Below are 22,634 nucleotides of genomic sequence, written 5' to 3' on the forward strand. Positions count from 1 at the left end.
TTTGACGTCATCCCCACCTTCCTCCGGTTTGTCACCGGCAGTCTCGCTAGAGTGCCCAACTAAATGATGGCAACTAACAATAAGGGTTGCGCTCGTTGCGGGACTTAACCCAACACCTCACGACACGAGCTGACGACAACCATGCACCACCTGTCACTTTGCCCCCGAAGGGGAAGCTCTATCTCTAGAGTGGTCAAAGGATGTCAAGACCTGGTAAGGTTCTTCGCGTTGCTTCGAATTAAACCACATGCTCCACCGCTTGTGCGGGCCCCCGTCAATTCCTTTGAGTTTCAACCTTGCGGTCGTACTCCCCAGGCGGAGTGCTTAATGCGTTTGCTGCAGCACTGAAGGGCGGAAACCCTCCAACACTTAGCACTCATCGTTTACGGCGTGGACTACCAGGGTATCTAATCCTGTTCGCTCCCCACGCTTTCGAGCCTCAGCGTCAGTTACAGACCAGAGAGCCGCCTTCGCCACTGGTGTTCCTCCATATATCTACGCATTTCACCGCTACACATGGAATTCCACTCTCCTCTTCTGCACTCAAGTCTCCCAGTTTCCAATGACCCTCCCCGGTTGAGCCGGGGGCTTTCACATCAGACTTAAGAAACCGCCTGCGCTCGCTTTACGCCCAATAAATCCGGACAACGCTTGCCACCTACGTATTACCGCGGCTGCTGGCACGTAGTTAGCCGTGGCTTTCTGGTTAGATACCGTCAAGGGATGAACATTTTACTCTCATCCTTGTTCTTCTCTAACAACAGAGTTTTACGATCCGAAAACCTTCTTCACTCACGCGGCGTTGCTCGGTCAGACTTTCGTCCATTGCCGAAGATTCCCTACTGCTGCCTCCCGTAGGAGTCTGGGCCGTGTCTCAGTCCCAGTGTGGCCGATCACCCTCTCAGGTCGGCTATGCATCGTTGCCTTGGTGAGCCGTTACCTCACCAACTAGCTAATGCACCGCGGGTCCATCCATCAGTGACGCAAAAGCGCCTTTCAACTTTCTTCCATGCGGAAAATAGTGTTATACGGTATTAGCACCTGTTTCCAAGTGTTATCCCCTTCTGATGGGCAGGTTACCCACGTGTTACTCACCCGTTCGCCACTCTTTTTCTTTCGATGGAGCAAGCTCCGGTGAAAGAAAAAGCGTTCGACTTGCATGTATTAGGCACGCCGCCAGCGTTCGTCCTGAGCCAGGATCAAACTCTCATAATGATTTGTTTGAATGACCATACGGTCATTAAGCTCATAAAAATTAACTTTGCTAGCTATTGCTTGCATGTATTTGTTTCAATAAATTGAAACGTCCTACACATTGGTTCGTTTGCTTGCTTTGTTCAGTTTTCAAAGGTCTACCGTGCTGTGTTAGCAACTTTTATATCATATCAGAGCGACATTTGATTGTCAACTCTTTTTTTAAAAGTTTTTTTCGCTCGTTGTTTTTCAACTTCGTAGCGGCTGCCTCAGCGACTTAATTAGAATAACAAATAATTTGTTATTTGTCAACAACTTTTTTCAATTAATTTTGTTGATGTATCAACATCAATTAACTGTTTTAAAATTGCGACTTCGTTATAATATCATCTGTCGAGCTGTGCGTCAACTACTTTTTTCAATTCTTTTTAGGAATTCATTTAGTCATTTGGCACATGTAATAATATACCAAGACTTGTGCTATTCGTCAACCATAAAATGATTGATAGACCAACGTTTCTAGTTACTCCGTTTCCAAAGATGATTCGTGATTTTTAGTCCGTGATTTCCGCCTTTTTTAAGGACTTTTTCCGTTATTATTAACCTATCGTTCGTCTTTTTCCTTTTTGTGTTTTCTTAATTCCTATCATTCTTATAAATTTAAGTATGATTTTATCTATTTTGTGGAATATTTGCTAAAATGGAGAAAAGAATATTGTTCCTAGGAGGACCCAGTATGAAAATACTTGTAGCAGATGATGACAAAGAGATCGTAGAACTATTAAGCATTTACTTACACAATGAAGGCTATGAATCGGTCAAAGCATACGATGGAAAAGAAGCACTGACTAAGATTCGCACCACTTCTGATATCGAGCTATTGATCTTAGATATCATGATGCCTGAAATGGACGGCATGCAAGTCGTCAAAGAATTGAGAAAAGAATCCCAAATCCCCATTATTATGTTGACCGCTAAAACAACCGATATGGATAAGATTCGTGGATTGGTCGCCGGTGCTGATGATTATGTCACCAAACCTTTCAATCCATTAGAAGTCATGGCACGGGTAAAATCGTTATTGAGAAGAACCAAGATGCAGGCTGCTTCAAATCAACCAGAGATTCTGGAAGTAAGCTCCCTTATCATCAACCGCGATTCCCATGAAGTAAAAACGGTGGATGGCAATGAGATCCAATTGACCGCATTAGAATTTGGCATCCTCTACTTACTAGCATCGCATCCGAACCGTGTCTTTAGCGCCGATGAGATTTTTGAACGAGTTTGGAAACAAGAAAGTGTCGTTTCTGCCAAAACAGTGATGGTCCATGTCAGTCACTTGCGAGATAAGATCGAAGAAGCCACGGATGGTGAAAAAGTCATCCAAACAGTATGGGGGGTCGGCTACAAAATAGATGCGAAGTAAACCAACTGAAAAAAAGCGCAACACACCAATCGAAAAAAAGAAACGGATCACGTTGACCTCAAAGGAAATCAGTGAGTTATTTGCTGAAGGAATTGTAACGATTGTTCTTTTACTTCTATTAAATGTCGCTATTTTGGTCATCTTGACCTCAATACGAGAAAACTCACCGGTTTTAGTCGAAGCGATCTATGAATCAAAGAATGCGTTCACGGCTGCCTTCAACACAGATATCTTCCGCAGTGGTCGTAACTTCATTCTACCGATGTTCTTCCTATTAGATGTGATCGTCTTATATTGGCGTTTGATTCGTCGTTACCATCAAATGCAGCTACGTCACATTATCAGCGAGCTGCACTTTATCGCAGAAGGCAACTACGATCATCGCATCCCCTTCGAGTTACGGGGCGATTTAAGTCGGATCGTTTCTAATATTAATGGCTTAGTCGACAGTACGGTGGCGGCGATCGAAGATGAACGGCGGATCGAGCAATCCAAAGATGAGCTGATCACCAATGTCAGTCATGACATTCGGACACCATTGACTTCGATCATCGGCTACTTAGGTCTAATCGAAGATCGACAATACCATTCGGAAGAAGAATTGCTGAAATATACTCATACGGCGTATGTCAAAGCCAAACAAATGAAATCCCTCGTCGATGATTTGTTTGAATACACGAAAGTGCGTCAGCCTAGCGTGCCCATTAATGTGATGGAATTTGATATGGCTCAGCTAGTGGAACAATTGGCGGCAGACTTTGAATTAGAAGCTAGTCGAAAAGGCATCAAGATCGAAACCTACACCCGTCCAGAGCATATCGAAATGGATGGCGATACCGAAAAACTGGTGCGAGTTTTCAACAACCTGCTGTCAAATGCCTTGAAATACGGCAAAGGCGCCGATAAGATCCGCATGGAGGTCGAGAAAGTCGGGACCGAAGCGATCTTAACCGTCAAAAACAATGGACAAATGATTCCTAAGCAAGCCCTTGATTCTCTATTCGACCGTTTCTACCGAGTGGAAGAATCCCGCTCTCAAGAAACAGGAGGAACTGGCTTAGGTCTAGCGATCGCTCAAAGCATCGTCGCCTTACATGGCGGCTATATCTATGCCAAATCAACGCCAGAATGGACATCCTTTATTATTCATCTCCCGTTGAAGCGCAACAATTTGTCCAACACACAAACCTATGGTTGACGCCCCAACATTTTTTGGGTATGCTAAAGAAAATAATCAAGGCACAGAACCTAGTATATTTTTTTCATCTAGTAAAGAGAGCTGATGGTTGGTGAAAATCAGTGTTGGAAAAAATAGAATCCAGTTCTTTAACGTGTATTTTTCGAAAGAAAAATCGTTGGCTCACGATACGAGCAGCAAGGGCAGCGCAAGCTGAACTTGGGTGGCACCGCGAATGGTCATTTCGTCCCAAGCAACACGGGATCGGAATGGCCTTTTTTCTATGGAAAAATCAAAGGAGGATGTATCACTATGTTAGATGTAAAAATGATTCGCCAAAATTTTGCTGAAGTACAAAGCAAACTCGCAACACGAGGCGTGCAAAAAGAAGTATTGGACCGCTTTTTAACGCTTGACGAACGTCGCAGAGAACTCTTAGTCCAAACGGAAGAACGCAAGAAATTGCGCAACGATGTTTCTAGTGAGATCGCTGCCTTGAAACGGGCGAAAGAAGACGCGGCTGATAAAATTGCCCAAATGAAAGAAGTCGGCAGCCAAATCAAGCAATTGGATGAAGAGATCGCTCAAATTGATGAAGACATCAAAGAGATCGCCACGACATTGCCGAATTTGCCAAATGATTCTGTTCCAGTGGGCAAGGATGAAGACGACAATGTAGAAATCCGCCGCTGGGCAGAACCAAAAACCTTTGACTTTGAACCAAAACCCCATTGGGAGATCGCAGAAGACTTGGGGATCCTCGACTTTGAGCGGGGTGCCAAAGTTTCTGGCAGCCGCTTTGTTTACTACAAAGGCTTAGGTGCTCGTTTGGAACGTGCCTTATACAACTTCATGCTGGATCAGCATGTCTATGAGCATGGCTATACCGAGATGATCACCCCTTATATCGTCAATAGCCAAGCAATGTTTGGCACGGGGCAATTTCCAAAGTTCAAAGAAGATGTTTTCCAATTGGCAGACACGGATTTGACTTTGATTCCAACTGCTGAAGTACCTTTGACCAATTACTATCAAGGGGAGATCTTAGAACAAGAACAGCTCCCTGCCTACTTCACTGCCTTGAGCCCATCATTTCGTTCAGAAGCTGGCAGCGCTGGTCGTGATACTCGCGGCTTGATTCGTCTGCACCAATTCAATAAAGTTGAAATGGTGAAATTCAGTGATGCTGACCATTCTTATGAAGAATTAGAAAAGATGACGGCTAATGCCGAAGATATTTTGCAAAAACTCAACTTACCTTACCGAGTGCTTAGCTTGTGTACAGGAGATATGGGCTTTTCTGCGGCGAAGACCTATGATTTAGAGGTATGGATCCCTGCTCAGGAAATGTATCGTGAGATCAGCTCTTGCTCAAACTGTGAAGATTTCCAAGCACGCCGTGCCATGATCCGTTACCGCGATCAAGAGGGCAAGATTCACTACATGCATACACTAAATGGTTCTGGTCTGGCTGTCGGTCGGACGGTAGCCGCAGTGCTTGAAAATTATCAAAACGAAGACGGCAGTGTAACGGTACCAGAAGTTCTGGTTCCTTACATGGGCGGACTGACAAAAATCGAAAAAGCCTAAGCCTTAGCCCCCTTAATTGCACCCCCTTCGTCACAGTCACTCCACGTGATCTGTTACGAAGGGGTTTTCTAGTTCACCTAATAGATAGTGGTTAAAAAAGCTCCCCTAACGCCCTTGATCATTTCTTGCAAGAGAAACAACGCAACAAGGCTGTAATTTTTAAATGAATAATTAGAAAAATCCCTTCATCTTTTTAAGTCTCTATCAGAAACCGGGCATGATCGTTGAAAGTACCTGTGACTTATGGTAACGTGGGCATAATTTAGGATGGAATGAAGGGAGCTTCACCAATGCCCGAACGAAAGACCTATGCCCGTCGGAGTGACTTGCACAAGAAACCAAACAATAATCAAAAACGAACAGCGTCAGCTGAAGAAAGACCGAAAGGACCACCCTCGAGAAAGAAGCCGTATCGAAAAGCAATTTTTTCCTTATTCGCCTTATTATTGATCGTTTTGATCGCGACGGCTGGCTCAGTCCTTTACACGTTACACCAGCAAGAAGTCGCAGCCCAAGAAAAATATGAGGCGGCTGCGGAGAAATTACTGGCATCAATCCAAGCAGAACAAAGTCAAAATGGGTTAAAAACAACGCCTGAAGTGCTCTCCAAAGGCGCAACCAAAGAATTGATCTACCGCCCGCAAGACCTTGATACGTTTCCCATCAAAGATATCAAAGAACGGTTGACACAAGCCGCTGATCACTTGCGTAAAAAACAAACGAAAAAAGAAGTCGTCACCGTTGCCCGCATCCAAGCACAAGCAGCGGCGTCAAAGGTGTCTACTTATTCATTGAAAGCCGACAGCTATGTGTGGAATCGAGAAACCGGACGTTTTGAAGATGCGGACAGCCTAACGGATGCACCGATCTTCGTATCAGAGAAGACGCAAACCGAATTGTCTTTGAAAGAACTGGTTCCTGATGAAGGCAGCTTATTAGGTATTCAACAAGTCATTCAGCAGAAACTGCTGGATCAAGCCAAAGAACCCGCCAAAATCATCGACGCCGTCTTGGCCATGGAGCGGATCACCTTCGATTCGAAATTTACTTACGATCCAGAGAAGCTGACCATCGAATTGCCAAAAAATCAGACGGGAGCGACGGAAATCACCCTGCCTTACAGCGAGATCGCCCCATTCATTGATCCTGATCTCGTGGCTGCTGACCAACTCAACAATGCCTTGCCAAGTTTAGACCCCAATAAAAAATACGTGGCATTGACCTTTGATGATGGACCCAACAGTACCTCCACCATGGATCTGTTGAACATCTTACAAGAAAATGACGTTAAAGCGACCTTCTTTATGCTGGGACAAATGGTAGAGCAATATCCGCAAGCTGCTAAAAAAGTCCAAGAAGCTGGACACGAGATCGCCAGTCATTCTTACTCTCATCCGCAGCTGAATACTCTTTCAGCGGAAGATTTGCAGGCAGAAGTCACAAAAACCAACAAAGCCATTTATAATGCGACGGGTTTACTACCTAGAAATTTACGGCCCCCTTATGGCGCTATCGACAAACAAAGCGCAGAAACCATTGGCATGCCGATCATTCAATGGGACATCGATTCTCAAGACTGGAAATTGAAGGATCCGAAGAAGATCAATGCCTTGGTGCAACAAAATGTCTTTAATGGTGCCATGATCTTGATCCATGATATTCACCCGAAATCTGTGAAAGCCGTACCGGGAGTCATTAAAATGCTCAAAAACGAAGGCTACGAATTCGTGACTGTCGATCAATTATTAGAAGCACGGCAAAAACCATTGCATCAATACTTTGGGATGAACGACGAGCGCCTCATTGACTAAATAAAAAAAGGAACGCAGCAAATTGTCTCTTGCTGCGTTCCTTTTTGGTTATTGGATCGTTCCCTCTTTTTTTAGCCCTTCTTATCCTCATATACATTAGTCACAAAAATTTGGATCAACAGTTCAGCGACAGCTTTTGGCGGCATCGTTGAGAAATCTTTGAGCCAGCGTTCGATCAACCCGATAGACCCGCAGACAAAAAAGCTAAGACACAGTTCCAATTCTTCCTCGGAAGCATCTTGAAAGTATTGGGCAAACCGTTTCAAGGTCTCCGGTTTGATCTCTGACAACAAAAGATTCAGCAAATGGCTGTTGTTTAACAAAATCAAATGGGTCGTACTAGGATTCTCATACAAAATCGTCAACAGCTTTTCCAACCAAAGATCCAATGACAAATTTTCCTGCTGCAAGTTCGATGCGATCTGCTCAACAAGCTCCCCTTCGATCTCCTCCAACAAAGCGGCCGTATCCTTATAATATTTATAAAATGTTCCCCGGTTGATATCGGCTCGTTCCGCAATCTCTTTGATCGTGATTTTGCGGTACTCTTTTTCCAACAATAACTCCTGAAAGGCGCGTCGGATCACTTTTTTCGAGTAGATCGTTCGACGATTCCCCACAGTCCCCACCATATCGTTTCCCCTTTTCTCTGTACATTTGATCAATATTTGTCTATTTAATGACAAATACGTAAGCATTGAGGATTGCTCTTACTTTTCTTTCTTAGTATACTAACACCATGTGATTAAATCAACACGTGTTTAAAAAATGGAGGCTTTATTAATGAGTTATGTTGAAGTAAAGAATGAATATAAACGCTATCAGATGGGCGAAACCACCATCACTGCCAACAACGATCTTTCCTTTGCCATTGAAGAAGGCGAATTAGTGGTGATCCTTGGCCCCAGTGGTGCAGGAAAATCGACCGTTTTGAATATTTTAGGTGGGATGGATTCGCCAGATGAAGGACAAATCATTATCGACAATGTCGATATCGCGAAGTTTAACGACAAACAGCTGACGGAATACCGCCGCAAAGACGTCGGGTTCGTCTTCCAGTTTTATAATTTGGTGCCGAACCTGACAGCGAAAGAAAACATTGAATTGGCAACAGAAGTCTCACCGAATGCACTCGATCCTGATGAAGTCTTAGCACAAGTCGGGTTAGAAAACCGTAAAAACAACTTTCCTTCGCAGCTCTCTGGTGGGGAACAGCAGCGGGTATCGATCGCTCGGGCGTTAGCCAAAAACCCGAAATTGCTATTATGCGATGAACCAACCGGTGCGCTGGATTTTGAAACAGGCAAACAAGTGTTGAAGCTTTTGCAAAACGCCAGTCGGAAAAACGGCAATACGGTGTTGATCATTACCCATAACAGCGCCATTGCCCCGATCGCCGATCGGGTGATCCATATCAACGATACCACCGTCCGTTCCATTGAAGAGAATCCTCATCCAATCTCGATCGATGAAATCGTTTGGTAGGAGGATCTGATGAAAAATAAAACTTATCTTAAAGCAAGTTTGCGGGAGATTCGCCAATCAAAAGGTCGCTTTATCGCAATCACCTTGATCATTTTTTTAGGAACGTTTCTCTTTGTCGGTGTCAAAGCGACGGGACCGATCCTGAATCATTCCGCGAGTGAATATGTCAACGGTCAGCATTTAGCAGATCTGCAAGTCACTTCCACGCTGGGATTGACGGAGGACGACATTGATGCGGCGGAAAAAAGCGGTGCGCACACAGAAGCCGCCTATCAATTTTATTACGCTGCCAATTCAGATGAAGTCGTGCAAGTGACCTCTTATGATCCCTCACAGGAACTCAACCAGCTACTGGTGAAGGACGGCCGACTACCAGAAAAAGCCGATGAAATCGTGCTGGACACCGAAGCAAAAAATTATGGCTGGCAAATAGGGGATACTTTTACGATCGATGATGCCGATAATCTGTCGGACAAAGACTATACGGTCGTTGGGTTCGCCACCTCTCCCATTTATATCAGTGCTGCCGAACGTGGCTATGCGAATGTCGGCAGCGGTGTCGTGACGTATTTTGCTTATGTACCGGAAGAACAGTTCAAGATGGAGGTCAAATCGATCCTTTATCTCGCCTTTGATGATGTCGCAGGCCTTGAAACATACTCCGATGCGTACACCGACAAGATGGCAGCCCATCAAGAAACGATTGAGGAACTGTTTGCGGATCGCCCTAAAGAACGCTTAGCAGAAATTCAGCAAGATGCTTTTGATGAATTAGCGCCTGCAGAAAAAGAAGTCCGCGATGGACAAAAACAGTTAGCTGATGGACAAGCCCAACTGGATCAGGCCAAAGCGGAACTAGAACAACAGCAAGCCGCCTTGGCACAGCTGCCGCCCGTACAACAAGCAGCCCTCGAAGGCCAATTGACCGCTGGGGAAGAAGAGTTGACACAGCAGCAAACCCAATTAGATGAACAGCAACAAGAACTAACCGATGCCCAACAAACACTGGCAGAGAAACGTACAGAGATCGAAGACTTGGCAGAACCTACGTATCTTTACAACCAACGCAAAGACAACCCCGGTTTCCAAGAGTATGGCGGGCTGTCTGATCGCATCGCAGCGATCGCCAATGTGTTTCCTGTCTTCTTCTTCTTTATCGCTGCGTTGATCACCTTTACGACACTGACGTGGATGGTAGAAGAAAACCGCAAAGAGATCGGTACCTTAAAAGCGATGGGCTATGGCAAAGTCGAGATCTCCCTTAAATATTTGATTTATGCCCTCCTGTCTTCGGCCATTGGCATTATCAGTGGTGCCGTATTAGGGACGGAACTGTTGCCGCGTTTGATTTATTTTCTATCCAGCGAACGGTATCTTTTAGACGGGATTCGCGTCTATTATGTCTGGTCGCCAATTATTTTGGCCGCGATCGCCTTTTTACTGGCGACGCTCGGTGCTTGCCTCTTTGTTTTGATCAAAGAATTGCGGGAAAAACCTGCCCAGCTACTGCAAGTTCGGGCGCCAAAACCTGGGAAACGGATTTTATTAGAGGCCATTACACCCTTATGGTCACGCTTAAGCTTCAATCAAAAAGTCAGCTTCCGTAACATCTTCCGCTACAAATCGCGAATGATCATGGCAATCATTGGCATCGCCGGCTGTACGGGACTGATGGTGGCAGGCGTTGGGTTGAAAGATTCCTTAAGTGCTGTGACTGCGAAACAATTTGGGCCCATTACGGATTATCAAGCCGTCGTGACCTTAAATGATGCGAAGGAAGAAACCGTTGCTGCCGCTGAAACGGTTTTAACAGACGATCCTCTTGTGACCCATTCGATGCTAGTCTACAATGAAACGATCGAGATTCGACCAGCTAACCAAGGAAAACAAAGTTTGACCTTGATGGTTCCGGCAGATCAAGAAGCTTTTACCGACTATGTCCATTTGAAAACGACGGAAGGGCAGAAGCTGCCATTAACAGAAGGCGCCGTACTGACTATGAAATACGCAGAATTGTATGATCTGCAGGTTGGGGATACATTGACCTTCTATACTAGCGATCAAGAAGCTTTTGAAGTACCTATCAGCGGCATCGCAGAAAACTATTTAGGCAATTCTCTGTATCTGTCACCGACTCTTTACGAAGAAATCACCGACAGTGCCTTTGAACCGAATGCGTTCTTAGTCAAAAGCAAGACGATGACGAAAAAACAAGAGGAAGCTTTATCAACAGCCTTGTTAGATACCGACAAAGTCAAAAACACGACGTTCCTTTCCACTCAGATCAAAATGCAGGATGATTCGATGGGCAACTTGAACTCCATTGTCTTGATCTTAGTTGTACTATCAGGGGCATTAGCCTTTGTCGTCTTGTATAACTTGACCAACATCAATGTTTCCGAGCGGATTCGCGAGCTTTCTACTATTAAAGTATTAGGGTTTTATAATAAAGAAGTCACCATGTACATCGTACGGGAAAATATCGTCTTTACGTTATTTGGGATTCTCGCAGGCTACGTGGTAGGTTACTTCTTGACTGACTTTATTTTGATCCAAGCTTCGATGGAAAACATGGTCTTTCCATTAGTGATCAATTGGCCGGCCTATGCTTTAGCCGGCGGCATGACGATTCTCTTTACGATCATCGTGATGTACGTCACCCATGTGAAACTGACTCATGTCAACATGATCGATGCGTTGAAATCAAACGAATAAGCTGCTGCTAAAGCGATTTGCTGATCATCCAGCAGCGATTTTAAAGAAAAGGACGCCACTCTTGCCTAGATAGCTGAGAGTGACGTCCTTTTTTGAACAAATAATCCCCCCTGTCCACTTTTGAACAGAGGGGGCGTTGGTTTTCACGTGAAACATTTTATGATTTTACAGAGTAGTTTGGTGCTTCTTTCGTGATTTGAACATCGTGGGGATGTGATTCTTTTAGTCCGTTGCCGCTCATTTGGATGAATTGTGCTTCATCACGTAATTGCTGTAGATTGCCAGCACCGACATAACCCATCCCTGATTTCAAGCCGCCGATCATTTGGAAGATGATATCAGAAACGCTGCCTTTATAAGCGACACGCCCTTCGATGCCTTCTGGAACCAATTTGTTGGCTTCGTTTACGCCACCTTGGAAGTAACGGTCGCTGGAGCCTTTTTCCATTGCCCCCAATGAACCCATTCCGCGGTAGGTTTTGAAGCGTCGGCCTTGATAGATTTCAAATTCACCTGGTGATTCATCGGTTCCTGCCAACATGCTACCTAGCATTACGGCATGTCCGCCAGCTGCTAAAGCTTTGACAATATCCCCAGAGTATTTGATCCCACCATCGGCAATGATTGCTTTGCCGTATTGACGTGCCACAGAGGCTGCATCATAGATCGCGGTCAATTGAGGAACTCCGACACCGGCTACCACCCGAGTGGTACAGATCGAGCCTGGACCGATCCCGACTTTTACGACATCGACACCAGCATCATACAATGCTTTCGTGCCTTCTGCAGTGGCAACATTTCCAGCAATCAATGTCGCTTCTGGGAAATGCGCACGAATTTCAGAGATTTTGCGTAAAACACCCGCACTGTGTCCGTGGGCAGTATCAATAACGATCGCGTCCACGCCTGCATCCAATAAAGCTTGTGCTCGTTCAAAGGTATCGCTGGTAACACCGACTGCCGCTGCCACTAATAGACGTCCATGCGTGTCTTTGGCTGCATTCGGGAATTCGATCACTTTTTCAATATCTTTGATAGTGATCAAACCGCTTAAGATCCCTGCTTCATCAACGATCGGTAATTTTTCGATCTTGTGTTGTTGTAAGATTTTTTCAGCGTCTTTCAACGACGTACCGACAGGTGCTGTGATCAATTGGTCTTTGGTCATCACATCATTGATCGGCATCGTATAATCCGTGACAAAACGCATGTCGCGGTTCGTGATGATACCGACTAATTTGCGGTTTTCCATCGTTTCTACGATCGGTACCCCGCTGATGCGGTACTTGCTCATCAAATGTTCTGCATCAGCAACTAAGTGGCTTGGTGTTAAGAAAAACGGATCGATGATCACGCCGCTTTCAGAACGTTTTACTTTGCGCACTTCATCTGCTTGCGCTGCGATACTCATGTTTTTGTGAATTACGCCAAGTCCGCCTTGACGCGCCATTGAGATCGCCATTTTACTATCAGTTACGGTATCCATACTGGCACTTATGATTGGAATATTTAGTGTAATATTCGGGGCAAGCTGCACTTTCATATCCACGTCATTTGGCAAGACGTGACTTTCTGCCGGAATCAATAAGACATCATCAAACGTTAACCCTTTTTTTACAAATTTGGTTTCCCAGTTGGACATTTTTGTAACCACTCCTTAAAGTTTTTAGGTATTTTAAAAAAAATAGCAAAGATTTTTTCATAAGTCAACCATTCGGAAAGCTTTCTTAATAATCCTCTTCAAACCTTTGGTTAAATCTCATAATTCGCCATTTTTTCTAAAAAAACACGCTGATCGTGCGGTCTTTTTTAACAAAAGAAGGCGCACGATCAACGTGTAGTCATCAGCCTCTAGGAACAGACAGACTGCTGATGATATTGTATTTGCGTTTCAAGTAGTACTTCGCGGCTAATGCCACTGCCCCGATCAAGGCTTCGATCACAGGGTCCACTTGTGGATTCAATGGTGGTTGGATCATCGCAGAAAGCGAGATCACAACGATCCATAGCATGAAGGCTGCGACTAAAATCAAAATGATCTTCCACATCTTCGGCCGTTTGCTCTTATCGGCACCTGGGCGTTCATATTGATACATGTATTTGTACATCAAGTAGAAGACCCAACCAGCAAGCATCGCCATCAAGAAGAGGGTCAATAAGCCATAAGGTTGTGCTTGTCCTCTAGTAAAGATCCCCATGACCCCTAACATCAAGCCAAAGATCCCTAAAATCAGCAAGGTGTTATCCAACCACATCAAGAAGGGGCCGGATTCTTTTTGCTCAACGGGTTTGTTGATGATGGCTTCGGTACGTTCAGACACTGTACCAAATAATTGGCGGGCCGTTTTGCCGCCTTTTTGTTCTTTGACTAAGACCGGCAGCATCTCATGCAAGGCAATCGTTTTTTCTTCTTCAGAAAGGTTGGCTGCCTCTAGCGATTTTTTTAAATCAAATATATATTGTTGGTTTCGTTTTGTTAATTGTTGTTCTAATTCACGATTTTCGGAAACATAATTTCGCAGAGTTTCTGGTTCCATGAATTGATTCTCCCTTCTGCGTTTTCTTCACAATGGACATTTTACCACAAATTCACTGGGAAGAAAGCCCTTTATACGTTAAAACGGAACAACATCACGTCGCCATCTTGCACGACATAATCTTTTCCTTCCAAACGTACCCGACCGGCTTCTTTGGCCGCTTGCATCGTGCCGTATTGGTTCAGATCTTCAAAGGAAACAGTTTCCGCACGAATAAAGCCGCGCTCAAAGTCCGTATGGATGATCCCCGCTGCTTGCGGTGCTTTGATGCCTTTACGGAACGTCCACGCACGCACTTCTTGTTCACCAGCGGTAAAGTACGTTGCTAGACCCAGTAAATCATAGGCAGCACGAATCAATTGATCCAACCCTGATTCTTCAATTCCTAATGCTTCTAAAAACTCTGCTTTGTCTTCTTCTTCCAGCTCAGCGATCTCTTCTTCGGCACGAGCACTGATGACGATCACTTCCGCATTTTCGCTCGCTGCAAATTCCTTCACTTTGTTGACATAGTCATTGGTTTCATAGTCTGCCACGTCTTCTTCTGCTACGTTGGCAACGTATAAAACTGGTTTGGTCGTTAGTAAAAACAAACTTTTGACGATGCGCTGTTCTTCATCTGTAAATTCGATCGAACGAGCTGAGATCCCTTCTTCTAGGACCGGTTTGATTTTATCAAGAACGGCCAATTCCGCAACCGCATCTTTGTCTTTGGTTTTGGCAATTTTGGCGACCCGAGTATAGCGCTTGTTGACGGATTCTAAATCCGCTAAAACCAACTCCAAGTTGATGGTGTCGATATCAGCTAATGGGTCCACGCGGCCTTCCACGTGGGTGATGTTGTCGTCGTCGAAACAACGAACGACATGACAGATCGCATCCACTTGGCGGATATGGCTCAAAAATTGGTTCCCTAATCCTTCCCCTTTGCTGGCACCGCGGACGATTCCAGCAATATCCGTAAATTCAAAGGTGGTTGGGACCGTCTTTTTCGGACGGACTAATTCTGTTAAACGCTGTAAGCGCCAATCTGGCACTTCCACCATTCCTACATTCGGATCGATCGTCGCAAACGGATAGTTTGCGGCTTCTGCTCCTGCTTTAGTTATTGCATTAAATAAAGTAGATTTGCCCACATTTGGCAATCCAACGATTCCGGCAGTTAACGCCATGCTTCACTTCACTCTTTCTCTTTTTTTTCTAGGATTTTCTTCATCTTTTTATCAAATTCTCGGCGCGTCATCATGACGATGTGGCCGCAATTCGTACACTTTATTTTGATGTCTGCCCCCATGCGGATGATTTCCCAACGATTGGCTTTGCAGGCATGCGGTTTTTTCATTTCGACAATATCCCCAAGATCATACATCTTTATCACCTCAAGCTTCATCAAATTGAATGTTCAATAAATCTAAAATACGGGTTAAATCTTTTTGTGACAGGTATTCGATCTCGATTTTGCCTTTGCCTTCTTTTTCGCGGATCTCAACATTCGTGCCGAATTTATCCATCAACCGTTCTTCGCTTTCTCGTAAATAGTACGGTTTTTCCCGAATCAGACGCGGAACTTTTTTCTTTTCGTTCTTCGTGTCGTTCATCTCAGCGACCATTTGTTCTAATTGGCGGACTGTCAGATTTTCTTTGACACAACGATTGGCTAATTTTAAGATCTGTTCTTTATTTTTCAACCCTAATAATGTCCGGGCTTGTCCCATAGACAAACGGTCATCTTGAACCATTTCTTTGACGAGTTTCGGCAAGGACAGCAACCGCAAATAATTGGCGATATACGGGCGGCTTTTCCCTAAACGTTCAGCGACTTGTGCTTGGGTCAATTTCAAGTTTTTCATCAGCATGTCATAAGCTTCTGCTTCTTCTAAAGGATTCAAATCTTCCCGCTGCAAGTTTTCTAAAACGGCGACTTGCATCATCGCTTCTTCATCAAAATTGCGGATGATGGCTGGGATCGTTTCCTTGCCAGCTAGTTTGGACGCTCGAAACCGGCGTTCACCCGCAATGATCTCATAGCCTTTGACGGATGATTGCCGCACGATGATCGGTTGAAAGACCCCCGAATGCTGGATCGAATTGGCTAGTTCTTGTAATGAAAGCTCATCAAAGGTTTTTCGCGGTTGATAAGGGTTGGGTCTTAATTCGTTTAAAGGCAGTTCAACGACTTTTTCTGTCTTGATATCGACTTCTTCTAACCCTTGCAGGTCTTGAAACAACGCATCGATCCCACGCCCTAATCCTTTCCCTTTATTCTTCACGGGCTAACACTTCCTTTGCTAACGTCTGATAGACTTCGGCTCCTTTTGAGCGTGGATCATAATCAATGATCGACAATCCATGACTAGGTGCTTCAGACAACCGGATATTCCGCGGAATAATGGTTTCATATACTTTTTCTTGGAAATAGCGGCGGACTTCTTCCACGACTTCCGCGCCTAAGTTCGTACGGGCATCATACATCGTCAGTAAGACCCCTTCGATCTCTAACTCAGGGTTAAAATGTTTTTGTACTAAACGCACGGTATTCAATAGTTGGCTCAGCCCTTCTAATGCATAGTACTCACATTGGACTGGGATCAAAATCGAATCACTGGCGGTAAAGGCATTGATCGTCAAATGACCTAAAGATGGCGGACAATCGATAAAGATATAATCATATTGTTCTTTGATTTCATTCAAAGCCGATTTCAATCGAGATTCCCGTGCCATCATGGAGGTCAATTCAATTTCCGCACCAGCTAATTGGATCGTCGCTGGAACGATATCCAAGTTTTCTCGGCTGCTAGGTAAAATCGCTTCAACGATCGGTGTTTCATTGACTAATACATCATAGATGTCTTGTTCCACATCTGGTTTGCGAATGCCGACACCGCTTGTGGCGTTGCCTTGGGCATCAATATCTACGAGTAACACTTTTTTGCCGACAAATGCTAAGGACGCACCTAGGTTCACCGTTGTGGTGGTTTTGCCTACGCCGCCTTTTTGGTTTGCAACAGAAATAATACGGGCCATTGATTTTCCTCCTATTTAATTGGTTGTTTCGCTGGCATTCCCGGTTTGCGGGGGTATTTCTTTGGCGTTTCTTTTTTCTTTTGAATGATCAAAAGATGGCGTTCATCGCCGCTGACCGGTAAGGTAAAGCTTTTTTCTTCAATAAATTTGCCGCCTAAGAGTGAGATGGCTGGTTTGGCTTCAACCAGTTCTTCCTCGCTTTTGGCAGCTTTGAGCGCATAAAAATAGCCTGCTTTTTTCACCAATGGCACACAGAGTTCCGTTAACACATTCAAACGGGCAACCGCACGAGCAGTCACATAATCGAATTGCCCACGAAATTGCGGGTTTTGACCAAATGTTTCTGCACGGTCATGGTACAAGTGGACATTTTCCAATTGTAGATCCGTCACAAGGGTTTGTAAAAAGGTGATGCGCTTATTTAAAGAGTCGACGATCGTCACTTCTAATTCAGGAAACACGATTTTTAGTGGAATACTTGGAAAGCCAGCACCTGAACCGACATCACACAAATGACTTTGCGGGTCAAAGGCGGTTTCAAAAGCTAAAGAAACAGAATCGTAGAAATGCTTCAAATACACTTCTGATTTTTCCGTGATTGCGGTTAGATTCATCTTCTGATTCCATTCGACTAAACGCTCGAAATAGACAGCGAATTTTTCCATTTGTTCTTCGGTTAAAACGATCCCGTTTTTGCGTAATTCTTCATGAAATTCTTCAGGTAGCATAACGAATCCTTTCTATTTTGTGAAACAGAAAAATGTTTCACAGACTAGTTCCTACTTTAACGCAAAAAGCAATGTGATGCAATAGCCAGACATTGCTTTCTAGGAGAATTTACCATTTTTTAACTGGGGCTTTAAGGTTGGTTTAAGGCAGAGGAATTATACTCATTTCAATCCAAAAAACTTTTTTCATTTTTCCTTGACCAGCGAGGCTGCCAACCCTCCTGGTCAGCTTTTTTCTCAAAGAAACAAGCATTGATCACAGGATCAATGCTTGTTTTTGTTTCATATGAAACTTTTTTATTTCACCCGGGGCTCGTTGTATTCTTCGATACGATCAGACGCGCGGGAAGCCGCATGTTTGGCTTTGTTGGTTTGACGTGAAGCAAAGTCGCCGGTTTTAGATGCAGCTGACGATACTTTGTCTTGAACCGTTTCTTGTTCCTCTTCGTATTCAGCGATCGTTTTTACATCTACAACATTGATGTTGACTTCGATAACTTCTAATTGGGTCATTGTCGTTACTTCTTTTTGGATGACTTCTTTGACTTGGTCAGCGATTTCTGGGATGTTGCGGTCGTATTCAACCACGATATCTAAATCAACGGCTACTTGTTTTTTCCCTACTTCGGTATTGATACCCGCAGTCACATTGTCTGTATTGACTAATTTTTCCGCAATGTTAGAGAAGAAACCACCATCGACCGTCAACAGACCATCCACGTGTTCTAATGCGATCCCGATGATTTTTTGGATCACTTTGTCATCATAGGTCAATGAACCATGAACAGGTGCGTCGCCAGTTGGTCCTTCAAAATCGTTGTGACCAGGTTTTGGCGGTGCTGGATGATGTCCTGCTGGATTTGGATTTCCTGGTGCTGGATGATCCCCTGGTTTTGGTCCGTTTTGTTGTCCTGCTACTGCTTTTTCAGCATTTGGTACCACTGGATCTGGTGCTTCAGTCATCGGAATCGCATTTTCATTTGCTTGATGATTGGTGTTAGGAACCACTGGATCTGGATGTGCGCTGACTTTTTTATCATTGTTTAATTCGTTTTTATCGTTATTCATTAAAAATTCCTCCTATTAAAATGCGTTATTGTTGGTTAAAAAATTCGTCGATGATACCGGTACGTTGGAGATACAATCCTAACGCAAAACCCAAACCTGTTAGGAGTAGAATCAGCAATGTTTTGAAAAAACCGATCGTTACAAACAACACAGCCAGAACAAGGCCGATTGCTCCAAAAATCAATGGGATTTTGTATTGTTGTAGTTCGTTCATCATAGCCCTCCTATTCTACTCGCGGGTTTTCCGGAGTCTCATTTTGTTCAAAATTCGCGTAGTTGACTTCGACTTTGACTTTCTCACTTGAACCAAGCACTCGTTGGACATCTTGTTGGATTTCCGCCATTAAGTTTTCGGTTTTGCCGACTAAGGCAGACGTCCGTTTCAAGCGTCCTTTGATTTTAATCAAAATTCGATTTTTGGTCGCCTTGACATGAACTTTTGGTCCTTCAACAAATTCTTTTTCATTTACTTTCGTACGTACAAGTCCTTCGATTGCTTTCTTATCGATCGTCAATGCGCCCTTATCCTCTTTCAAAACAAAGGTCGTTTTGGTTTTTGGATAAAAAAGCACGACTAAGATCACGATCAAGAATAAGGCGATCAAGACAACAGCTACCCAAAACATATATTGACGCATAAACAAGTTGTCAAAGAAATACGTGACGACATTGCCTCTGCTGTCCAAACCAAATGGCAGCTGCATATAAGGATTACTCATTAATACGATTGGTAATAAGACAGTGATAAAGATCAACGAAACGATGATTGATACGATTTTCCACCCTTTACTCATAGGACACCTCCTCCTTTTTCTCCAATTTTTGATAAGCTTACAAGTTGATGGCTTCTCCGCCGGTAACACCATAAATCTGTGCTGTCACATAGCTAGCTTTATTCGAAGCTAAAAAGACATAGACGGGTGCTAGCTCAGCTGGTTGTCCTGCCCGCTCAAGTAACGCTTGCTGACCAAATTCAGGCAGCTGGTCTTGCGGTTGACCATGATCTAACTGTAATGGTGTCCAGATCGGTCCTGGGGCTACCCCATTGACGCGAATTCCTTTTTCAGCAAATTGTTTCGCCAAGCTGACTGTAAAACTGGCGATCGCCGATTTGGTTGCCGCATAATCCATTAAATGGGCACTTGGACTAAAGGCTTGGACAGAAGTCGTTGTCACGATCGCTCCTCCAGCCGGTAAGTGCGGCTCAGCAGCTTTGACTAATGCAAACATGGAGATAATGTTTACCATAAAGGTATCTTTCACTTGTTCAATCGGTAATTCTGCAATCGATGGCCGCGTGATTTGCTGTGCTGCGTTCAATACTAATGTATCTAACCCACCTAATGCTGCCACCGCTTTGTCAACGATCTCTTGTGGTGCCGCTTCGTCTCGCAGGTCATAGGGTAGCAAGATCACTTTGCGCCCAGCTTCTTTGATGTACCCTGCAACTTCTTCGGCATCTTCTTCTTCTCCTGGGAAAAAGTGTAGGGCAATGTCTGCTCCTTCACGGGCAAAGGCAATCGCTGCTGCTCGTCCGATCCCAGAATCCCCACCGGTGATCAGTACACGCCGGTTTTCTAACTGCTGACTTCCCTCATAAGATTCTTCACCACAATCAGGTTTTGGTCGCATTTCTTCTTGTAAAGCAGGCGTATCTTGTTCCTGTTTGCTGTATTTACCCGTGTGATAAAGTTCCCGTGGATCAGTCAAAATAGGTTCACTCATTCTTACGTCCTCCTTTTCTCTATAATAAAATTCTAAACCATTCATTTTTTTTTGGGAAATATAACGCTTTGTTAACAAAAATAAATCATCGTTTATTAGAAAATGAAAAAAGAAAGTGCCCCCATTTTTGACCAGAAATCAAATAATTTCCCTTTTTTTTAGAAGGGGGTAAACTAATAAGTAGTAACTGGTAGTACCTGTAAAAGGGAACCCCTAAGAAAATGACCTTGGATCAAGAAAAAGGAGGAAACAAAGAATGCCTTGGAATGTCCGTGATTATCCTGCGTCAATGAAGAATCTAGACCCCTTAGTTCGTAAAAAAGCGATCGATATCGCCAATGCCCTGCTAGCCGATGGCTATTCCGATGATCGGGCGATCCCGATCGCCACGAGTCAAGCAGAAAAATGGTATGACAATGCAGATGAAGAGGAGAAGAAAGCTTTTCAGAAAGAAAAAAATCCGCAAAAAGACGATACCCATCAAACCAATAAGAATGCGGAAAAATTAATGGATGCGGATGTAGAAGTTGTGTATGAAGACGACCAATGGCAAGTCCGTTCCAAAGGGGCGAAACGTGCCAGTGATCATTTCGACAAGAAGGCAGATGCCATCGCCCGTGCCAAAGAAATCGCCGAAAACAAAGAATCCGTGGTGAACGTTTATAAGAAAGACGGCGACCATCAAAAGGATATTGATTTGAGAGAATAAAATTGGCTGCAAAAAAGCGGAAGGAGGTCTTACGTTTGTCGTTTTATCGGCGCGAAACGTTGCCTACTCTTTCGCTTTTTTGTTTCCTTTCACAGCTAGGTTTGGTTAAAACTAAAGCAACCACTTCTTTGACGTTTCTTTTAAAAAGCAGCGGTTCGTTGTCAGAAACCTAAAAAACGAAGACCTTTTGAATGAACCATCACTTTTAAAATTTCTCGACATCCTAAAAAATAAGCCTATGAAATGCTGATCTAGCAACAGTTGTGAACCATCCGTTACCTCTGTAAACTAGCTTGTGCTTTCTTTAACTAAATAAACCTTGTATACTTGAATTATTAAAAGTACAAGGAGTGGTGTTTGTGAAAAAATTATTTTTTGTGCCGTTTATTTTTCTTTGTTTTCTCTTTGCTCTCCCAGCTGCCGCCCAGACAGTGGAAGAACCTGAACTCGTTTATGACTTAGCATCAGATAGTCCCTATGAGCAGCTGATCACGGTAGATGAAGAAGGCAACGAGGTGATTTTGACCATTGAAAAATTGCCGTCATTCCGAGCAAATCTGGCAGCGGGAACATATCGTGTGTCAAAAACATCCGCAGGTAATTGGACCGCTAGTTATAATGTAACGGTCAATAGCCGCAATCAATTTACAGGCACTTCGAATTTAAGTTTAGTTGCTCACAGAGGAAGTATCACTTCTAGTTCATTAACTCACACGTCCACCAAAGCTACCTGTACGTTTAAGCAAAAAGCAGGTATAATCACTACCAATGGGAGTGTCGTAACCACGATCTCAAATGGGAAGCTAGTTGTTAAATAGCAGATAGGAGCATACATTGGCTTTAGCAGAACAATTAAAAAGCTGTCGCGAGTCTTCAGGATTGTCGCAAACAGCAGTCGCAGAAAAATTACAGATTTCACGCCAGTCGATTTCAAAATGGGAAAATGGGCGCGGCTATCCAGATATTGAGAATTTGATTTTGTTGAGCGATCTCTACCAAGTCTCGATCGATGAGCTTTTACGTGAGAACGAAGCCTTAAAAGAGCGGATCGAAACCAACAATCAAGAAATCAACGACAAGAAAGAAAAATTGTCGTTACTCCAAAGAACGATGGCAGCAGATAAAGATGAAAGTCTGCTCTTGCTACTGTTAGCTGGAATCGGCTCCTTTCTTTTTCCTTTAGGACTGATCTTAGATGGCTTTGTTTTATGGCGTAACAAAAAAGCCAATAATTTTTATGTATTGATCTATATCGTCTGTGCCTTCTCGATTTTCTTGAATTTGTACGATGGCTATGTCCATCTCAGCAACATCATGAATTGGGGAACCACTACGATTGAAAAAGTGGAATAACTTTATTATTAAGACAAAAAGCCCGCTGCGAATTGTTTTCGCAGCGGGCTTTTGACACTCTATTTACCATTTATAAATTGGTTTTTCAAAGA

At 43.9% G+C, this 22,634-nt stretch carries 21 protein-coding genes, 1 rRNA gene and 1 other annotated feature (1 of these 23 cut by a window edge); of the genes, 9 read left to right on the forward strand and 13 right to left on the reverse strand.

All coding sequences use genetic code 11. The features are described from left to right. Window positions 1–1,215: ribosomal RNA gene (locus IGI76_RS16510) — 16S ribosomal RNA — on the reverse strand; it reaches 345 nt to the left of the window's first position. Window positions 1,216–1,930: 715 nt separating this feature from the next. Here IGI76_RS16510 and IGI76_RS16515 point away from each other — a divergent pair. From IGI76_RS16515 to IGI76_RS16530, 4 genes are all read left to right on the forward strand, one after another. Continuing rightward, window positions 1,931–2,620 carry a response regulator transcription factor gene (locus IGI76_RS16515; RefSeq protein ID WP_008376963.1) on the forward strand — a complete coding sequence of 230 codons (690 nt, stop codon included), beginning with the start codon at window positions 1,931–1,933 and terminating at the stop codon, window positions 2,618–2,620. After that, a complete protein-coding gene (locus IGI76_RS16520) occupies window positions 2,610–3,818 on the forward strand; it encodes a sensor histidine kinase (protein WP_005226244.1) in 1,209 nt (402 codons plus the stop codon). The genes IGI76_RS16515 and IGI76_RS16520 overlap by 11 nt, the downstream gene beginning before the upstream one ends. A gap of 35 nt (window positions 3,819–3,853) precedes the next feature. Further along, window positions 3,854–4,052, forward strand: a binding site (T-box leader). A gap of 57 nt (window positions 4,053–4,109) precedes the next feature. Further along, window positions 4,110–5,387, forward strand: a complete 1,278-nt coding sequence (gene serS / locus IGI76_RS16525; protein ID WP_015510637.1) for a serine--tRNA ligase — start codon at window positions 4,110–4,112, stop codon at window positions 5,385–5,387. Between the two features lie 290 nt (window positions 5,388–5,677). Next, window positions 5,678–7,198 (forward strand): polysaccharide deacetylase family protein, encoded by a 1,521-nt coding sequence (locus IGI76_RS16530; RefSeq protein ID WP_194185243.1) that lies wholly within the window; start codon window positions 5,678–5,680, stop codon window positions 7,196–7,198. 71 nt (window positions 7,199–7,269) lie between these two features. Here the strand turns inward: IGI76_RS16530 and IGI76_RS16535 are convergent, their stop codons facing one another. After that, the gene (locus tag IGI76_RS16535; RefSeq protein WP_060791711.1) at window positions 7,270–7,896 is read right to left on the reverse strand and encodes a TetR/AcrR family transcriptional regulator; all 627 of its coding nucleotides are present in this window, start codon (window positions 7,894–7,896) and stop codon (window positions 7,270–7,272) included. Window positions 7,897–7,981: 85 nt separating this feature from the next. Between IGI76_RS16535 and IGI76_RS16540 the strand changes: the two genes are divergently transcribed. Both IGI76_RS16540 and IGI76_RS16545 read left to right on the forward strand, forming a co-directional pair. After that, window positions 7,982–8,683, forward strand: a complete 702-nt coding sequence (locus tag IGI76_RS16540) for an ABC transporter ATP-binding protein (protein ID WP_438781733.1) — start codon at window positions 7,982–7,984, stop codon at window positions 8,681–8,683. A 9-nt stretch (window positions 8,684–8,692) separates the two neighbouring features. Continuing rightward, window positions 8,693–11,398, forward strand: a complete 2,706-nt coding sequence (locus IGI76_RS16545; RefSeq protein WP_194185242.1) for an ABC transporter permease — start codon at window positions 8,693–8,695, stop codon at window positions 11,396–11,398. A gap of 157 nt (window positions 11,399–11,555) precedes the next feature. Here IGI76_RS16545 and guaB read toward each other — a convergent pair whose 3' ends face one another. From guaB to IGI76_RS16600, 11 genes are all read right to left on the reverse strand, one after another. Continuing rightward, on the reverse strand, window positions 11,556–13,040 hold the full coding sequence (gene guaB / locus IGI76_RS16550) for an IMP dehydrogenase (protein ID WP_005226250.1): 1,485 nt from the start codon (window positions 13,038–13,040) through the stop codon (window positions 11,556–11,558). Between the two features lie 202 nt (window positions 13,041–13,242). Continuing rightward, window positions 13,243–13,935, reverse strand: a complete 693-nt coding sequence (locus IGI76_RS16555) for a DUF1129 domain-containing protein (RefSeq protein WP_005226251.1) — start codon at window positions 13,933–13,935, stop codon at window positions 13,243–13,245. A 71-nt stretch (window positions 13,936–14,006) separates the two neighbouring features. Continuing rightward, on the reverse strand, window positions 14,007–15,107 hold the full coding sequence (gene ychF, locus IGI76_RS16560; RefSeq protein WP_005226252.1) for a redox-regulated ATPase YchF: 1,101 nt from the start codon (window positions 15,105–15,107) through the stop codon (window positions 14,007–14,009). A gap of 8 nt (window positions 15,108–15,115) precedes the next feature. Next, window positions 15,116–15,304 carry a DUF951 domain-containing protein gene (locus tag IGI76_RS16565; protein ID WP_005226253.1) on the reverse strand — a complete coding sequence of 63 codons (189 nt, stop codon included), beginning with the start codon at window positions 15,302–15,304 and terminating at the stop codon, window positions 15,116–15,118. A gap of 10 nt (window positions 15,305–15,314) precedes the next feature. Beyond that, complete coding sequence (locus IGI76_RS16570; RefSeq protein ID WP_005226254.1) at window positions 15,315–16,205, reverse strand: ParB/RepB/Spo0J family partition protein; 891 nt, start codon at window positions 16,203–16,205, stop codon at window positions 15,315–15,317. Continuing rightward, window positions 16,195–16,959 carry a ParA family protein gene (locus IGI76_RS16575; RefSeq protein ID WP_005226255.1) on the reverse strand — a complete coding sequence of 255 codons (765 nt, stop codon included), beginning with the start codon at window positions 16,957–16,959 and terminating at the stop codon, window positions 16,195–16,197. Before IGI76_RS16575 ends, IGI76_RS16570 begins: the two co-directional genes overlap by 11 nt. A gap of 11 nt (window positions 16,960–16,970) precedes the next feature. Further along, entirely contained in the window at window positions 16,971–17,687 is a 717-nt protein-coding gene (gene rsmG / locus IGI76_RS16580; RefSeq protein ID WP_005226256.1) for a 16S rRNA (guanine(527)-N(7))-methyltransferase RsmG, read from the reverse strand. Window positions 17,688–17,984: 297 nt separating this feature from the next. Next, window positions 17,985–18,755: an Asp23/Gls24 family envelope stress response protein gene (locus tag IGI76_RS16585; RefSeq protein ID WP_010748461.1), complete on the reverse strand. Its 771-nt coding sequence runs from the start codon at window positions 18,753–18,755 to the stop codon at window positions 17,985–17,987. A 25-nt stretch (window positions 18,756–18,780) separates the two neighbouring features. After that, entirely contained in the window at window positions 18,781–18,972 is a 192-nt protein-coding gene (locus tag IGI76_RS16590) for a DUF2273 domain-containing protein (protein WP_005226258.1), read from the reverse strand. 7 nt (window positions 18,973–18,979) lie between these two features. Further along, on the reverse strand, window positions 18,980–19,549 hold the full coding sequence (gene amaP, locus IGI76_RS16595) for an alkaline shock response membrane anchor protein AmaP (RefSeq protein ID WP_005226259.1): 570 nt from the start codon (window positions 19,547–19,549) through the stop codon (window positions 18,980–18,982). A gap of 37 nt (window positions 19,550–19,586) precedes the next feature. Further along, window positions 19,587–20,480, reverse strand: coding sequence for an SDR family oxidoreductase (locus tag IGI76_RS16600; protein ID WP_005226260.1), 894 nt, complete (start codon window positions 20,478–20,480; stop codon window positions 19,587–19,589). Window positions 20,481–20,736: 256 nt separating this feature from the next. On the opposite strand from IGI76_RS16600, the gene IGI76_RS16605 reads away from it, so the two are divergent. The 3 genes from IGI76_RS16605 (at window position 20,737) to IGI76_RS16615 (ending at window position 22,542) form a co-directional block, all read left to right on the forward strand. After that, window positions 20,737–21,189 (forward strand): DUF2188 domain-containing protein, encoded by a 453-nt coding sequence (locus IGI76_RS16605; RefSeq protein ID WP_005226261.1) that lies wholly within the window; start codon window positions 20,737–20,739, stop codon window positions 21,187–21,189. A gap of 350 nt (window positions 21,190–21,539) precedes the next feature. Continuing rightward, window positions 21,540–22,007 carry a DUF5626 family protein gene (locus tag IGI76_RS16610; RefSeq protein ID WP_005226262.1) on the forward strand — a complete coding sequence of 156 codons (468 nt, stop codon included), beginning with the start codon at window positions 21,540–21,542 and terminating at the stop codon, window positions 22,005–22,007. Window positions 22,008–22,023: 16 nt separating this feature from the next. Then, entirely contained in the window at window positions 22,024–22,542 is a 519-nt protein-coding gene (locus IGI76_RS16615; protein ID WP_005226263.1) for a helix-turn-helix domain-containing protein, read from the forward strand. Window positions 22,543–22,634 lie beyond the last annotated feature (92 nt).

Origin of the sequence: Enterococcus sp. DIV2449a, assembly GCF_051711225.1 — a bacterium.
Lineage (GTDB): Bacteria > Bacillota > Bacilli > Lactobacillales > Enterococcaceae > Enterococcus_D > Enterococcus_D casseliflavus.